Raw genomic sequence first — 14654 nt, forward strand, 5'->3', positions numbered from 1 at the left:
TCCTTATCTATGGACGAGCATGCTATTCACCGGGAGATAATCTCCCTCATCTCTGCCTCGTCTTCTCCTGACATTCAGAGCATCAAGCTTTCCGTGTGCCGGAAGTACTCCCTTGATGCCATGCCGAAAAGTTCGGCAATTCTTGCGGCGGCAACCCCGGAGGAGTATGAGTCCGTCCGCCGCGTGCTTCAGGTAAAGCCAACGCGGACCCTGTCCGGCGTTGCCCCGGTTGCTGTTATGACCTCGCCGTGTGCGTGCCCGCACGGGAAATGCCTGCCCTGTCCCGGCGGGCCGGATCATGAGTTCCGGTCGCCGCAGAGTTATACCGGCGAGGAACCGGCGGCTCTTCGTGCCCGGCAGAATGCGTATGATCCTTATCGTCAGGTCACTGCCCGACTTGGCCAGTTCAAACTGCTTGGTCATCATGTGGACAAAGCGGAACTGATCGTCATGGGAGGTACCATGACCGCACGCGAGCCTGCGTATCAGGAGTGGTTCGTTGCAGAATGCCTTCGCGGCATGAATGAGTTCTCCGGAACGCCGTCTGCGGCGCATCATAATCTTGCCGGGCTGATGACCGAGAATGAATCCTCTGCTGTCCGGTGTATTGCAACCACCTTTGAAACGAGGCCTGACTGGTGCCGCGAGGAGCACATCAACCGGATGCTTGATCTTGGCGTTACCAAAGTCGAGCTCGGGTTCCAGCACACCAACGATTCCCTGCTTGCGCTGAACAAGCGCGGTCACACTGTTGCCGACAGTGTGGAAGCTAACCGTCTCCTGCGCGATGCCGGGATCAAAGTGGGATTTCATGTTATGCCGAATCTCTACGGCAGCAGCATCCCGCTTGATCGGGAAATGTTTGATACGCTCTTCACGGATCCTCGGTTCTGTCCCGATTTTCTGAAGATCTATCCGACGCTGGTAACTCCCGGTGCGGAGCTCGAGGAGCTTTGGAAAACGGGGGAGTATGCAACCTACAACGAGGATGACCTCGTTGATCTTCTCGCCTACGCCAAGGAACGGCTGCCTGAGTATGTTAGACTTCAGCGGATTCAGCGCGATATCCCGGCAAAACTCATCGTGTCCGGGTCTATTCACGGTCACATCCGTCAGATGGCGCAGAAGCGTCTTGCTGAGCAGGGAAAACAGTGCCGCTGCATTCGATGCCGCGAGATCGGAAGGCGGCCAAGTCATGCGTCCGTTGAAGAGAAAACGCTCACCTATGAGTGCTGCGGCGGGACCGAACAGTTCCTTTCCACCGTTGCCGGGGACGCCTTGATAGGGTTTGTGCGTCTGCGGTTTCCGGGGAGTGTCTTCCGCGCAGAACTTGACGGTGCGGCGCTTGTCCGTGAACTGCACGTTTACGGCAGTATTGTGCCGCTTGGTGAGCATGGTGAGGGTGAGGACCGCCAGCACCGTTCCTATGGTAGGAACTTGCTTTCCCGTGCCGAAGATACCGCCCGCAATGCTGGGTATGACAAGGTCGCGGTTATGAGTGGTGTCGGCGTTCGGCCCTACTATCGCAAACAGGGATATGTGCGGACAGGCCCATATATGATCAAGATGTTATGAAGCCGGCCACCTATGAGTTCCTCAGGCAGCGGTTCTCTGCCTATTACAACGGAGATGTGCAGGGAGCCGGAGCCGTATATATTCCCGAGGCACTCACGGAGCGGGAATGGGGCTTCATTTTCTTTTCGAGCGGTGCAAAGGCGGCCGGTATGCGCCGTCACCTTTCCTTCAGTTCCCCTGAGGAGGTACACACCTATCTCAAAACCATGACTCCCGCGCATGTGTATTATTCAACCGCCTACTACGCGCGTCCGGGAGCCGGGCAGATGAGCGACAAGGGGTGGCTGGGTGCAGATCTCATCTTTGATCTTGATGCAGATCACATTGTCCGGGGTCCGTATGATGTCATGCTTGCGCGGGTGAAGGAGGAGCTGTTCAAGCTTATTGATATGCTGACGGCGGAGCTTGGATTTTCGGAGCGTGATCTCCGCATCAATTTTTCCGGCGGTCGCGGCTATCATATCCATATTCCTACCCTTGCGGTCCGCGGCTGGGATAGTGCCGAGCGGCGTGAGCTGGTGAATTATGTGTCGGGAACCGGTCTGTCCGCAGAGAGTATGCTTGCAGGTCCGACGCGGGGCAAAGGCTGGCAGAAACGCTACCGCGCAGCCCTTCTTGCAGAGCTTGACAGAATAGCGGCACTGGATAGTGAGGCGCAGACCGGGTACCTTACCGGTCTGAAGGGGGTCTCCGATAAGTTTGCCGCAGGATTTTTGAAAAATCTTGATGCGACCCGTACAACCGCCGCCGCCATTCCGGAGAGGCTGCTGGAAAACAAGGTCATCCGGGCAATTGCAAATCCGGAGAACAAACCGTTTCAGGATCAGGTTCTCAGTCAGGCTGCCCAGGCCGATGAGCCGGTTACCACCGATATCAAGCGGCTCATCCGCCATCCCGGGTCTCTGCACGGGGGTTCCGGCATGCGGGTAACTCCGCTTGAGATAAGCGATCTTGCCGCGTTCGATCCGCTGATTGATGCTGTCGTTTTCGGTGAGCGGCAGGTAACGGTTGAGTGTTCCTTCCCGCTGTCGATGCCGATACTCGGAAACCGTTATGACCTTACCGCAGGTTCGAATACGGTCCCCGAAGCACTTGCGGTTTTTCTCTGCTGCCGCGGTATTGCCGAGATCGGGGGGGTGTAAATGCCTGACCGCATCAGCATCTCGGAACTTCACGGGTATTTAATCGATGAGCGCAACAGCGGTTCCCTTACTGATATTCCTGCAACGCTCTATGAGGAGGTGCACGCGGAACTCACCGCACTGACCGGTGAGGCGCGCAGTATGGGTGATCCGTTTGGTGAGGGGGTGCAGATTCTTTTGAAGGAGCGCGAGAGTCTGCGCGAGTACATCCGTGACCTCTATGCCGAACGTACCCGCAAAATCTTCTCGCTGGCCCTTGCCAAAGCAACCGGCGAAGAGATCAACCGCGATGAACTCCGCGCCATGGTTCCCGGGGAGCGTTCGCTCTATGAGGTTGTGGCTGACTCGGCCACCGCATGCAGAAAGGCTCTTCTTGATGGTAAACAGATAGTAGATACCACAACCGCATTCCACTTTACCCCGTCTGATGCAGGGCAGGTGGCAGATGAGCCGATTTTGGCTGATGCGGCATCGTTTGCGGACGCGCATGCAGATGAAGTGTTCCAGAACGGCAACGCCGATGCAGAAACTGCTCCCGAATCGTACCGCGTGATTATGGTACAAGAAAAAGTCGAGGAATTTCAGGATTATAGCGGACGGTGCTATGCTCTTTCGCCAGGAGACATCGTTTCGCTGCCACAACCCATGGCAGAAATTCTTTGCAACCGCAACATAGCATTAAATATCAGGCTTCGCAAATAAGTATGGTATTCGGTATCCTTGATTTAGAGGGGACAATATTCATGAAAAAACCAGTAAAATTCAACACCTACTGCCCGTACTGCCGGAAGCACACCGAGCATGAGGTGGAAAAGGTAAAGAAGGGTAAGACAACCGGCCTCCACTGGATTGACCGGCAGAAGGCACGCCGCAGCTCCGTTGGAAACCGTGGTAAATTCGGCAAGGTTCCGGGAGGAGACAAGCCGACCAAGAAGATCAACGTACGCTACCGGTGCAAGGAGTGCGGAAAGGCACACCTGAGAGCAGGATACCGCGCTGGCAAATTTGAACTTACGGAGTGAGCAAGAATGGTAAAAGCAACCCGCGATAACCGGAGCAAGTTTCTGAAGGTTAAGTGCCCCGACTGCGAGCATGAACAGCTCGTCTTCGAGAAGGCATCCTCAAAAGTTGAGTGTATCGTCTGCGGACGCATCCTTGCAGAGCCGACCGGCGGCAAGGCCGACATCAAAGCTGATGTCGTTGCATCCTACGAATAAATTCGGAAATATCATCAATGAGTGAAAGAGACTGGCCAATTGAGGGGGAACTTGTCGTCTGTAGTGTTACAGAGGTCAAGGACTTTGCGGCATTCGTTGCCCTGGATGAGTATGAAGGACGTCAGGGGTTAATCCCGATTGCGGAGATTGCCCGTGGATGGATCAAGTACATCCGGGACTATATTCGTGAAGGACAGAAAGTTGTATGTAAGGTTCTTCATGTGGATGCATCCCGCGGCCACATCGATCTTTCCCTCAAGGATGTAAATGAACACCAGCGCCGGGAGAAGATTCAGGACTGGAAGAACGAACAGAAGGCCCACAAGTGGATCGAGTTTGCTTCAAAGGACAGTGATGTTCCGGTCAAGGCAATTGAGGAGGCAATGTACAAGGAGTACTCCTCGCTCTACGGTGCGTTTGAGGACATCGCTGTGTATGGTGATGTAACTCTGGAAAAGTTCTCCCTGTCCGATGTCGCAAGAGCCGCGCTGGCGAAGGTCGCATCGGAAAATGTGAAAGTTCCCCGGGTTACGGTTTCCGCAATTCTGGAACTCACCTCCAATAAACCGGACGGAGTGAATGTGATTCGGCGTGCACTCCGTTCCGCCGAGCCCAAGGTTGACGGTGCCGAGATCGAGCTGTTGTATCTTGGTGCACCCAAATACCGGGTAAAGGTTGTTGCCCCTGATTACAAGACTGCGGAAAAAGCTCTGGAAAAAGCTGCGTCCGCTGCAATCGGGGTTATGGAGCGTGCCGAAGGTGCCGGGAAACTGGTACGGAAACAGAAGTAACCGGGTGCGTTATGACTGGTCATATCCGGCAGTGCCCGATTGATCACACCTATACTCTTTTGAAAGTTTGTCCGAAGTGCGGTGCTGCAACGGAGTCTGTGCATCCTGCCCGTTATTCGCCGCAGGACCGGTATGGGAAATTCCGGAGGGTGGTGCGCGAATGGAACCGGTGAATGTACGCTGGTATGTGGAGGATGTTTCTGCACATTCTGCGCCGACGGCAATAGCCGGTCTTCCGGGCGTGGGACATGTGGGGAAGCTGGTGGTGGATCATCTGATCCATGCGCTTTCCGCGGTGAAGGTTGCCGAGATTACTTCGACGCTGTTTCCTCCGCAGATGTATCTGGGGGAGGATGCGGTTCTTCGTCTGCCGCGCAATGAGATCTTTTTTGTGCCGGGAACGGATGAACGTACTCCGGTGATTTTTCTTGCCGGTGATTGTCAGAGTACGAGCGCGGAGGGGCATTATACGCTTGCGGAAGGGTATCTGCGGGTGTTTGATCTTCTGGGCGTCCGCCGTATCTATACGCTGGGCGGGTACGGTGTCGGCCGTATGGTGGAACATCCCCGCGTGCTTTCGGCGCTTAGTTCTTCTTCGCTGAAGGAGGAGGTGCTTGCGGCCGGTGCGGTGGTGAGTCCGGAGGAGCCGGTGGGGGGTATTATCGGTGCTGCGGGTCTTCTTGTTACGCTCGGTCGTCTGCATGGTATGGAGGGTATTGCACTTCTCGGGGAGACGTCCGGGTATCTGGTGGATCCGGTGAGTTCAACGGCGGTGCTGGATGTGCTGGAGCGGCTGACCCGGATTCGTGCCGACCGGACGGAGCTGACGGATCTTGCGGAGCAGATGATGACCGAGGTTGCGGCAATTGCGAATGCTGCGATGCCGAAGTCTGCGGATGATCTCAGTTATATCGGGTGAGGTATGCAGAGGAATACGGATCTTCATCTGCACTCACGTTTTTCGATGGCAACGTCTCCGGATATGCTGCCGGAGAATATTCTTGCCGGGTGCAGGGTCAAAGGCATCTCGGTTGTCGGCAGCGGCGATGCACTGCATCCTGAGTGGCGCAGGATGTGGGAGCCGTATCTGGAGAATGCGTTCGGGATTACGGTTGTGCCGCAGACGGAGGTTGAGGATTCTTCGCGCGTGCATCATGTGATTCTTGCGGAGACGTTTGATCAGTTTGCTGAGTTGCAGGAGGTGTTTGCGCCTGCGTGCGGGCATCTGACGACTGCCGGCAGGCCGCATCTGCAGCTGAACGGGGAGGAGATTGCGTCTGCGGTGCATGCGGTTGGGGGGATGATTGGTCCTGCCCATGCGTTTACGCCGTGGACTTCGCTGTTTGCGGCATATGCTTCGCCTTCGGAGTGTTACGGGGAGGAGGGTTTTGAGTTCTGCGAGCTGGGTCTTTCGGCGGATTCCACGTATGGTGCGGGTATTGCGGAGTTTGCGGGTGTTCCGTTTCTGACGAATTCCGATGCCCACAGTCCGACGCCGGTGAAGCTGGGCCGTGAGTTTACGCGGATGGAGGTTTCGGGTGATTCTCCCCGGGCGGTTCTTGCGGCGGTTTCTGCGGGTGCGGTTGTGCTGAATGCCGGGTTTTTCCCGGAGGAGGGGAAGTACAATCGTACGGCATGTACCCGCTGTTATGCGCAGTTTTCTCTTGCGGAGGCGGAGGCGCTGCACTGGCGGTGTCCGCACGATAAGGGAAGGATTAAGCTGGGTGTGCGTGAACGTGCGGAGCGGCTTTCTACTCTTTCTGTGCCGACGTTCCGTCCTCCGTATCTGAAGATGATTCCTCTCGGCGAGGTGATCGCCCGTGTGCTGGGTGCTTCGTCGCCGCATACGAAGAGGTGTGCGGCGCTGTACGGCAGGTTTATTGAGGCGTTTGATAATGAGATTGCGGTTCTGCTGGAGGTTCCGGAAGGGGATCTGGGTTCTGTTTCGCCGGAGGTTGCGGCAGCAGTGGTGAAGATGCGGGAGGGGCGCGTTACGCTGTTCCCCGGTGGCGGCGGCAGGTACGGGTCGTTTTCGTTCTGATATTTTTCCGGTGCTGCAAAGAAAGGTTCACTGTTTTGCGGTGAGTTCTGCTGCGATGCGTTCTTCGGCGATCCGGATGTATCCTTCGTCGATTTCAAATCCTACGAAGGGGATGCCAAGCCGGACGGCTGCAAGGGCGGTGCTGCCGATGCCCATGAAGGGGTCCATGATGAGGCGGCAGCGGTCGGTGCCGTGGTCGCGGATGCACATTACCGGCAGCTGGACCGGGAAGGTGGCGGGGTGGGGGCGTTCTTCGCGGATGGTTTCGTAGGGGATAAACCAAGTGTTGCCGCGGTCGCGGATGTCCTGTTTTTTCTGTACCCACCGGCGGATGTTGCTTTTGTCCTGGTACGGGACGCCGTTTGCGAGCCGGTTGATGGGTACGTTACCGGTTTTGGTGAAGTGGAAGATGAATTCGTGGCAGTCGTTGTGATACCGGCGGCTGTTGATCGGTTTGTAGTGGCCGATGGCGATGCCGTTTTCGGGGATTCCGGCGTTGTAGAATCTGCCCATGTCTTCTTTGGGGAGTGCGATGGATTTTATCCAGTGGATCATGTTCTGGAGGATGAATCCGGATTTCCGGAATTCCATGGCGACGTCCATGGGAATCCAGGGGTCTTTGAGGCTGCCGCCGACGTTGAGGTACAGCGAGCCGTCTGCGGAGAGTACGCGTGCTGCGGCGCCGGCGACTTCGTTCATCCAGGCGAGGTATCCGTTGCGCGGGATGGTGTCGTCATAGGTGGTGTAGAGTTTGCCGATGTTGTAGGGGGGTGAGGTGACGATGACGTCAACGGTTCCTGCGTTCATGCGGTTCATGCCGGTGATGCAGTCGCAGTGGTGGATGGTTCCCGGGTGTGTCATGGTGAGAGGATTTTTTCTATGGTGATTTCGTAGGTGATGGTTTCGCCGGCAAGCGGGTGGTTGGCGTCTACGGTGATGCTTTTGTCGGTTGTGCTGACTACGGTGACAAGGCAGGGTTTTTTCAGGACTTCGATTCGGATGATCTCGCCCGGTGCCGGGTCGTGTTCGAGGCTGAGTTTATGCCGTTTGATGGTGACGACGAGTTTTTTGTGGTATTTTCCGTAGGCTTTTTCCGGCGGCAGTGTGACCGTGACGGTTTCTCCTTCGGATTTTCCGATGAGGGCTTCTTCAAATGCCGGGTTGATCTGTTTTTTTCCCAGGGTTATCTGTACCGGTGTGCCGGAACGGGTGTTTTCAAAGATTTCCCCGTCGGGGCGGCGGCTGGTGAAGTGGAGAAGAAGTGTGCTTTCGGCAGTGACACCGGTCATGGTTATTCTGTATGTCGGGGATGGTACATTAGGATTTGTCCGGGACCTGTTGCGTTGTGCGTGGGGAGGGTGAGATGAGCCGCTTGAGATTCGTACGGTTCTGACGTGCGAATCTGCGGCAGTTTTCTTCTTTTTCCGTTTCTGCCAGCAGTTTCCCCCAAAAAAAGGATGTGGGTCAGAGCCGGAGTTTTTCCGGGTCTGTTCGGAAATGGTGATGAGGGGGTTTCGGAGGGTGTGATGCCGCATTGCTGCTTCGACGGTTGCGCGTGAGCATCCGAGTTCGCGTGCGATCCTGAGTACTTTTTTTCCGGCGAGGAGTTCGCGGCGGAGAGTTTTCTTCGTGAGAGTTCCGCTGTGGTGATCGGATCACCGGTCATAAAGAAAAGATGTCTGTTCCTTTTTCCCTTGTGAGTGGCGGAAACCGGGAAGACATCTGATGTTTGTTCCGGGTATGTTTTGTGGTGCTGAGTTCTGGTTCCGGGGTGTTCACCTCCGTGATTGGTGTGTCGTCCGGATCTATAACGTCCGGGGACGAATGTGATGTATCACCCCGTCAGTATTTATAATTTTGGGGAAAAACGGGGATTTCGGAGGTTTTTTCGGGGAAATCGCAACGAAGAAACATTTATATGTGTTGAAGTCAATAATCGCAGGTAAAAACAAATTATATATCTGCGATTATGCAGTCGCAATCCCTGCTGTTTTTGTGGTTTGTTCGCGCACGGATTTCCCTATGGTTTCCACAAATATTGAATCCTGTTATAGTAGTATTTAGTACTGTCTATGATATAATAGTATCTCCAATTCATCTGAATATATCTCTGCTTATGGATTATGGTTGTTTCCTGCATTTTTTGAAAAGAGCGTCCTGAAATGAAATTTCGGAAGTATAGCTCAGGCATATTTTTTTGAGCCGCAAATTTTGTCTTATTTTTTGTGCGCACGCTGCATATATGATGAAATTTCAATTAAGGAATTTTCCGCGTTATATCCTACTATAAAAGGATATAATCGGTAGCGAATGACGGCTCCACCGTGTCTGTCGCCGCATCTCTCTCCGGTTTTGTCCTGTTATGGTGTGAGTATGACAGTAAAAAGTATTCCGGGGAGGATGCATTCTGTGTTTTCCCCTGAGGTGTGTGTGCAGTGGGCACAGCAGAACCACCGCATACGTAATGCAGCAGGTACGAACACGCTGACACTCCCGGATATTCCGGGGATACGGAGGGAGGTTTCATGATGTCCCGGTCATGTTCCCCAACGCGTGCGGCGGATGCCGGTCTGCGGCGCGTGATGTTCACTGCCGCAGGGATACTTCTGCTTGTGCTGCTCTGTGCAGCCCCGGCGGCAGCATCCGCAGCCGATGCAGTGGTGTTCGGCGGCGGTACGTTTGAGACAGCAGAAAAACTTGCAGATGCACTCGGCAGTGGAAACGCAACCGCAGATGGCGGGACACTCACCCTGTTAACAGACCTCAACCTCACCGGTACCATCAACATCACCGGCAAGATGACCATCCTCGGAGCTGATCACACCATCTGGCGCGGCGGCAAGGACTTCCATCTCATCAACGTAACCGGCAGCGACGGTAATCTCACGCTCGGCAGTGATGAGACCTCGAAGCTGACGGTAGACGGTCAGGGCACCCCCTTCACGGGAAAGAAGGGACCCATCGTCGTTACGTCCGGCGGCAATCTCACGATGAAGAGCGGTGTCAACCTGACAAACAGCATACTGACCGAGCTTGGGGCCGTGAACGACGGCGGCGGGGTGACTGTGAGGTCTGGCGGCACGTTCACGATGTACGGCGGTGAAATCTCCAACAACAGGGTCCAATATGGCACCGGCGGGGTGCATGTGGCCTCCGGCGGCACGTTCACGATGTACGGTGGTGAAATCTCCAACAACACGATCACTGACACCGACGGCGGCGGGGTGTATGTGTATGGCGGCACGTTCACAATGTCCGGCGGAACCATCTCAGATAACACGGCCGGGAACTACGCCGGCGGGGTGGCTGTGAGGTCTGGCGGCACGTTCACACTGTCTGGTGGAACCATCTCAGATAACACGGCCATCAGCGGCGGCGGGGTGTATGTGTATGGCGGCACGTTCATGATGTCCGGCGGAACCATCTCAGATAACACGGCCGGGAACTACGCCGGCGGGGTGTATGTGATGGGCGGCACGTTCACTATGTCGGGCGGAACCATCTCAGATAACGCGGCCGTGAACAACGGCGGCGGGGTGTATATGAGTGGCGGCACACTCACGCTGTCCGGCGGAACCATCTCAGATAACACGGCCACCAAGAACGGCGGCGGGGTGTATGTGGGTGGCGGCACGTTTATCATGAACGGTTCGGCAGCCGTTACCGCGGACAACGACGTTTATCTGGTCTCTGGCAAGAAAATTACCGTCAATGGCGCGATGTCCGGCGGCGGTGCACAAAATATCACGCATGCGGTGACAACTGCTGGTACTATCGTCGTATCCGTCGACTACTCTGGCGGCACAGCAAAGAGTGTGAAACAGTATTTCAAACTGAACTCCTTACTTGCATCGGAGCAGCGGATCGGACTCACGGCGGAAGGGAATGATCTGAAGATCGGTGCACTTGTACCGGAAGTGGACGACCCCACCGTGTTCGTCACCCCGTACACCTCCACCGTGGCAAACGTCAGCTTCAACCTGACGACAGCTTCAGGTGCAACAAAAGTGTATGTCAACCTGACGCCTGTCAGTGGCGGCACTCCGATCGCAACACAATATACCGGAACCATTTCTCCCGGTATGGGTGTGGTCAATCATCAGGTTCCCGGCCTTACCGCAGGAACCGCCTACACCCTGAACATCACACCGTGGAATGATACAACAGAGGGTACTCTTTTTACGACCACGTACACCGCACCGTCACCGGTCTACACCGTCACCGTCCAGAACGATGGTCACGGAACCGGCTCTGCATCACCCGCAGGCGGTGTCGCAGGAACAGCGATAACCCTGACCTCCTCCCCCGCCTCCGGCTACCAGTTCAAAGCGTGGCAGGTTGTTCAGGGCAGCGTATCCGTCAGCGGCAACACCTTCCCCATGCCGGCAGAAAACGTCATACTGAAAGCACTCTTCGAACCGCAGACAACACCGACACCTGCACCGACACAACCCCGTCCGCCCTCCTCCGGAGACGGCGGCGGCTTCAGCTCAACCGACAGCGGCTCGGTCAGCGCAACCGGTCAGGTCAGCTTCGGCACCACAACCGGCGTCACCCGCATCTCCTTTGCCCCAGGCACCAGCGGTACCGTAACCATCGACACCAAACCGACCGGCGTCACCCCGCCTCCGGACAGCTACATCGTCATTGACATCACCGGCCCGGCCTTCGAAGGATATGCCCAGATAGAGTTCAGTGTCCCGGTCGCCCTCCTCACCGACCGCGGCCTCACGGTCTATGACGTTTCCCTCCGGCACTTCATCGGCGGCAAATGGGTAACACTCAGGACCCACTACCTCGGCGAAGAACGCGGCGCCGCAAACTACATCGCAGCGACGCAAACCTTCTCCCCGTTCGCCATCGTCTACGAAAAAGGCGGCGCAGAAATCATAGAATCTGCAACCCCCGAACCGACCGGCAGCACAACCGCCCGTCCCACCGTTCAGGAAACATCCGGAGATCTCCGGCCCGCCTCCGGAGTGCAGAACACCCCGGCCGCTACCACCGCAGCACCTGACGGAGGAACCCCGGTACCCACCTTAACCCAGGCGCCGGCACCCGTGTTCGGCGCACTGGCAGGACTCCTTGCCGCAGGGGTTCTGTTCAGACGAAGAGAGTAATCCTCTCTTCTTTCCTTCACCTGACCTTCATCAGCGGCAGAGGGCATCCGCAATATCAGCGATAGAACGTTTCGGGATCTGCAAAATCGTAAACTCATGAATTCCGTCCCGAAACGCACCTCCAAATAACCGGCCGGCAAACTGCAGCTCTTCATGATCTGCACACCACACACGCGGTGGGACCCGTGTACCGTTTGCCGCCCGGGGTAAACTCATCGCAAAGCAGACTTCAGCGGATGTCCGCCGAAACCGGTGACGGTCAGCAGGAGGAGGCACGTCTATCTCAATCTCTCTTCAGGAAAAGAACCATGATAACCCTAAAAAGATACATCGCAGTATTCGTCTTATTTCTTCTCTTCCTCAGCTTTGTCCTTATTATCCTGCACCTGCTGTTTTGCTGAAATACACTGCAGGTCCTCTTCCAGGCACAGCGCTCTGTAGCGGTGCCGGTCCGGGGGATCCGTTCTCCGGGATGTTCTTTGTTTTCTCATGGTGGGGGCCGTGCACCCGCCCGGCCTGCGGCAGCATCGCAGCATTCCACCACCACATACAGCCAGAGAACACGTGTCCGCCGCTTCGCGGGAAAACACAGAACACACAGAAATTATCAACATCATGTGATCACTCACCCACCTACAATTTTCAAAAAGATTCCAGAGAAAAAAAAACCGACGAAATACTTTCGCGGCACAACATTGCCCATAAACAACCGGTAAAATTACCCGGCTGCACCGCAGAAAACAGACCAAACCCGAATAAAAAATCCCCCGCTTACCGGTATCGCGGATCCTGCTCTGCCGGACAGAAATTACACAAAGCCGACGGCAGATCCCGCTCCTTATCCCGGATAGGACACAACACCCGCCCGTCCTCGCGGTGCACCGTTGCCCCGCCCGGAAACGGCATCCCCACCGGATGCCCGTATCCCCCTGCAATCAGCATCACATACCCATACACCAACCGGTAAAAAAACGTACTCAGCGGATGCCCCATCTGCGGAAACGGATCATCCGATCTTCCCTTCCGCACAAAACACTGCACCCGCGCAACCTCCCAGAACTCATGCCACAGCGCCGGATCTGCCAGCGGTGCATCAGAAACCCCGCCCGACCGGTACACCTGCAGAACCGCATGATACTGATTCAGCAGATCCAGACTATAAGGCCGGTATGCCCTCCGGTACGGATCCGGCAGCTTCTCCACCTCGCGGCGGATAAAACCCCCGATATACTGAAGATCAAACACCGTATACCGGCAAAGAGCCGACCCGATTCTCTCCACCGCCTCAGCAGTACCCCGCACCGCCTGAAGAGACCTCACCGTCTCTTCAATAAACACCGCCGACTCGCCATCGGACAGAGACAGAACATTCATCTGCGAAGAACAGCCCAGGCTCCCAGCAGGGCAACAACCGGCAGAACCGCACCGACCGGCGACTTCGTCGGCGCCGGCGGAATCCCGGACGTTCCCGCAGTTGTTGGAACATCCGTCCCGGCAGACACCGGAACCAGATCTGCAACAACACTCGCCGTTGCAAAATTCTTCGGCATCACCGGAATCAGCGTCGCATACTCCTGATACCCCTCAGCCTTCACCTGAACATAATGCAGACCAAGCTTCACATTATCAATATTCAAACTACCATCCGCAATCGTCCCATAGTAACTGTTGTCCAGAAACACCTGGGCACCTTCCGTACCCGAAACAGCAACAAGACCAATATCCTTCGCCCCCTCCGTCTTCTTGTACACCGTCACATTCATAGTCGCATTCCGGCCGGAAGGAACATACGCCGACCCCTTCCAGACCTCATACGTATTACCCGGAACCTCGACACGCACATTCGCCATCGCATCCCCCGGAATCACCGTAAAAACCGGAGTATATCCAACAAGCTTCCCGGAAACCGTCACCGTTGCACCGGCAGGCTCCGAATTAATCGTCAGCCCCGCCTCATTCTCCGCGAACGCAGCAACCGCGGAAACTCCGCATACCGTGAACAAAAACATACAAAGCAGAACTGTCAGCAGATACTTCTTCATATCATTACCTCCACCCTCCATCCTATTAAATGCACCGGCGCAGCACCAACCCCAGACCGATCGCAAGACCGGTCAACAGTCCCGCCAGCGGAACCGGCGTCTTCGTCGGTGCGGAAGGAACTGCCGCAGTCGTCGGAACCAATGTTGCCACCGTTGCAAACGGCATCAGATTCGCAACAACCTTCGTAGTTTCCACATTCTTCGGCAGCACCTCCACCAGATCCGTATAGGTCGCATAGCCATCCTTTTTCACCACCACCTGATGCAGACCAAGCTTCACCTCATCCCTGACCACCGTCCCGTTCGTAATCGTCCCGACAAAGCCGTTATCAAGATACACCTCCGCCCCCTCCACAGAGGAAGAAACACTCAGATATCCGGTCGAACGAATCCGATCCTCGGTCCGGTAGAGCTTTGCCGTATAGGTAACATGCTCCCCCTTGGGAACATACACCGACCCCTTCCAGACATCATACCCGCCGCCGTGACGCTCTATCCACACCGAAACCGTCGTTCCCCCGTCAACCTCAACCGTCACCGGACTATACCCGGCAAACCTATCCGAAACCCGCACATCCGCCCCGCCCGGAATAGAATCGATCGTCAGCTTACTCACCGGCTCATCCGCCGGAACCGCAGGTATCAGGATCATCATACACAGAAAAACAAAAAAGAGGAGAAAAACCTTCATATGCATAGATCACCGTGCATCCTCATAAATGAATC

The 14654-nt window shown here is 55.7% G+C and carries 15 protein-coding genes; 10 read left to right on the plus strand and 5 right to left on the minus strand.

Translation table 11 applies throughout. The features are described from left to right. The first annotated feature begins 9 nt into the window (after positions 1-9). From O0S09_RS07070 to O0S09_RS07110, 9 genes are read left to right on the plus strand one after another with little or no spacing between them, the layout of a single operon-like run. Positions 10-1575, plus strand: a complete 1566-nt coding sequence (locus tag O0S09_RS07070; RefSeq protein WP_268923264.1) for a tRNA uridine(34) 5-carboxymethylaminomethyl modification radical SAM/GNAT enzyme Elp3 — start codon at positions 10-12, stop codon at positions 1573-1575. Next, positions 1572-2717 carry a DNA primase catalytic subunit PriS gene (gene priS / locus O0S09_RS07075; RefSeq protein WP_268923265.1) on the plus strand — a complete coding sequence of 382 codons (1146 nt, stop codon included), beginning with the start codon at positions 1572-1574 and terminating at the stop codon, positions 2715-2717. Before O0S09_RS07070 ends, priS begins: the two co-directional genes overlap by 4 nt. Next, positions 2718-3419 (plus strand): DNA replication complex GINS family protein, encoded by a 702-nt coding sequence (locus O0S09_RS07080; protein WP_268923266.1) that lies wholly within the window; start codon positions 2718-2720, stop codon positions 3417-3419. Between the two features lie 41 nt (positions 3420-3460). Next, complete coding sequence (locus O0S09_RS07085) at positions 3461-3739, plus strand: 50S ribosomal protein L44e (protein ID WP_268923267.1); 279 nt, start codon at positions 3461-3463, stop codon at positions 3737-3739. A 6-nt stretch (positions 3740-3745) separates the two neighbouring features. Then, a complete protein-coding gene (locus O0S09_RS07090) occupies positions 3746-3934 on the plus strand; it encodes a 30S ribosomal protein S27e (protein WP_268923268.1) in 189 nt (62 codons plus the stop codon). A 17-nt stretch (positions 3935-3951) separates the two neighbouring features. Continuing rightward, the gene (locus O0S09_RS07095; RefSeq protein ID WP_268923269.1) at positions 3952-4725 is read left to right on the plus strand and encodes a translation initiation factor IF-2 subunit alpha; all 774 of its coding nucleotides are present in this window, start codon (positions 3952-3954) and stop codon (positions 4723-4725) included. Between the two features lie 11 nt (positions 4726-4736). Further along, complete coding sequence (locus O0S09_RS07100) at positions 4737-4898, plus strand: RNA-protein complex protein Nop10 (RefSeq protein WP_268923270.1); 162 nt, start codon at positions 4737-4739, stop codon at positions 4896-4898. Then, on the plus strand, positions 4886-5644 hold the full coding sequence (locus O0S09_RS07105) for a proteasome assembly chaperone family protein (protein WP_268923271.1): 759 nt from the start codon (positions 4886-4888) through the stop codon (positions 5642-5644). Before O0S09_RS07100 ends, O0S09_RS07105 begins: the two co-directional genes overlap by 13 nt. 45 nt (positions 5645-5689) lie before the next feature. Beyond that, positions 5690-6766 (plus strand): endonuclease Q family protein, encoded by a 1077-nt coding sequence (locus O0S09_RS07110; protein ID WP_268923272.1) that lies wholly within the window; start codon positions 5690-5692, stop codon positions 6764-6766. 27 nt (positions 6767-6793) lie between these two features. Here the strand turns inward: O0S09_RS07110 and O0S09_RS07115 are convergent, their stop codons facing one another. Both O0S09_RS07115 and O0S09_RS07120 read right to left on the minus strand, forming a co-directional pair. Further along, a complete protein-coding gene (locus O0S09_RS07115; protein WP_268923273.1) occupies positions 6794-7627 on the minus strand; it encodes a DNA-methyltransferase in 834 nt (277 codons plus the stop codon). Further along, positions 7624-8055 carry an FKBP-type peptidyl-prolyl cis-trans isomerase gene (locus O0S09_RS07120; protein WP_268923274.1) on the minus strand — a complete coding sequence of 144 codons (432 nt, stop codon included), beginning with the start codon at positions 8053-8055 and terminating at the stop codon, positions 7624-7626. Before O0S09_RS07120 ends, O0S09_RS07115 begins: the two co-directional genes overlap by 4 nt. Before the next feature lie 1236 nt (positions 8056-9291). On the opposite strand from O0S09_RS07120, the gene O0S09_RS07125 reads away from it, so the two are divergent. Further along, on the plus strand, positions 9292-11886 hold the full coding sequence (locus tag O0S09_RS07125) for an InlB B-repeat-containing protein (RefSeq protein WP_268923275.1): 2595 nt from the start codon (positions 9292-9294) through the stop codon (positions 11884-11886). Positions 11887-12657: 771 nt separating this feature from the next. Here O0S09_RS07125 and O0S09_RS07130 read toward each other — a convergent pair. From O0S09_RS07130 to O0S09_RS07140, 3 genes are read right to left on the minus strand one after another with little or no spacing between them, the layout of a single operon-like run. Then, complete coding sequence (locus O0S09_RS07130) at positions 12658-13260, minus strand: DUF2115 domain-containing protein (RefSeq protein ID WP_268923276.1); 603 nt, start codon at positions 13258-13260, stop codon at positions 12658-12660. Next, entirely contained in the window at positions 13257-13928 is a 672-nt protein-coding gene (locus tag O0S09_RS07135) for a PEGA domain-containing protein (RefSeq protein WP_268923277.1), read from the minus strand. Before O0S09_RS07135 ends, O0S09_RS07130 begins: the two co-directional genes overlap by 4 nt. Before the next feature lie 25 nt (positions 13929-13953). After that, positions 13954-14583, minus strand: coding sequence for a PEGA domain-containing protein (locus tag O0S09_RS07140; RefSeq protein WP_268923278.1), 630 nt, complete (start codon positions 14581-14583; stop codon positions 13954-13956). Positions 14584-14654 lie beyond the last annotated feature (71 nt).

This window comes from Methanocorpusculum vombati (genome assembly GCF_026891935.1).
Taxonomy (GTDB): Archaea; Halobacteriota; Methanomicrobia; order Methanomicrobiales; family Methanocorpusculaceae; genus Methanocorpusculum; species Methanocorpusculum vombati.

What these genes read in the sequence shown, in the direction of transcription:
- O0S09_RS07070 (WP_268923264.1), top strand. Translation starts at nt 10, where the DNA reads ATGGACGAGCATGCTATTCACCGGGAGATAATCTCCCTCATCTCTGCC.
- priS (WP_268923265.1), top strand. Translation starts at nt 1,572, where the DNA reads ATGAAGCCGGCCACCTATGAGTTCCTCAGGCAGCGGTTCTCTGCCTAT.
- O0S09_RS07080 (WP_268923266.1), top strand. Translation starts at nt 2,718, where the DNA reads ATGCCTGACCGCATCAGCATCTCGGAACTTCACGGGTATTTAATCGAT.
- O0S09_RS07085 (WP_268923267.1), top strand. Translation starts at nt 3,461, where the DNA reads ATGAAAAAACCAGTAAAATTCAACACCTACTGCCCGTACTGCCGGAAG.
- O0S09_RS07090 (WP_268923268.1), top strand. Translation starts at nt 3,746, where the DNA reads ATGGTAAAAGCAACCCGCGATAACCGGAGCAAGTTTCTGAAGGTTAAG.
- O0S09_RS07095 (WP_268923269.1), top strand. Translation starts at nt 3,952, where the DNA reads ATGAGTGAAAGAGACTGGCCAATTGAGGGGGAACTTGTCGTCTGTAGT.
- O0S09_RS07100 (WP_268923270.1), top strand. Translation starts at nt 4,737, where the DNA reads ATGACTGGTCATATCCGGCAGTGCCCGATTGATCACACCTATACTCTT.
- O0S09_RS07105 (WP_268923271.1), top strand. Translation starts at nt 4,886, where the DNA reads ATGGAACCGGTGAATGTACGCTGGTATGTGGAGGATGTTTCTGCACAT.
- O0S09_RS07110 (WP_268923272.1), top strand. Translation starts at nt 5,690, where the DNA reads ATGGCAACGTCTCCGGATATGCTGCCGGAGAATATTCTTGCCGGGTGC.
- O0S09_RS07115 (WP_268923273.1), bottom strand. Translation starts at nt 7,627, where the DNA reads ATGACACACCCGGGAACCATCCACCACTGCGACTGCATCACCGGCATG.
- O0S09_RS07120 (WP_268923274.1), bottom strand. Translation starts at nt 8,055, where the DNA reads ATGACCGGTGTCACTGCCGAAAGCACACTTCTTCTCCACTTCACCAGC.
- O0S09_RS07125 (WP_268923275.1), top strand. Translation starts at nt 9,292, where the DNA reads ATGATGTCCCGGTCATGTTCCCCAACGCGTGCGGCGGATGCCGGTCTG.
- O0S09_RS07130 (WP_268923276.1), bottom strand. Translation starts at nt 13,260, where the DNA reads ATGAATGTTCTGTCTCTGTCCGATGGCGAGTCGGCGGTGTTTATTGAA.
- O0S09_RS07135 (WP_268923277.1), bottom strand. Translation starts at nt 13,928, where the DNA reads ATGAAGAAGTATCTGCTGACAGTTCTGCTTTGTATGTTTTTGTTCACG.
- O0S09_RS07140 (WP_268923278.1), bottom strand. Translation starts at nt 14,583, where the DNA reads ATGATGATCCTGATACCTGCGGTTCCGGCGGATGAGCCGGTGAGTAAG.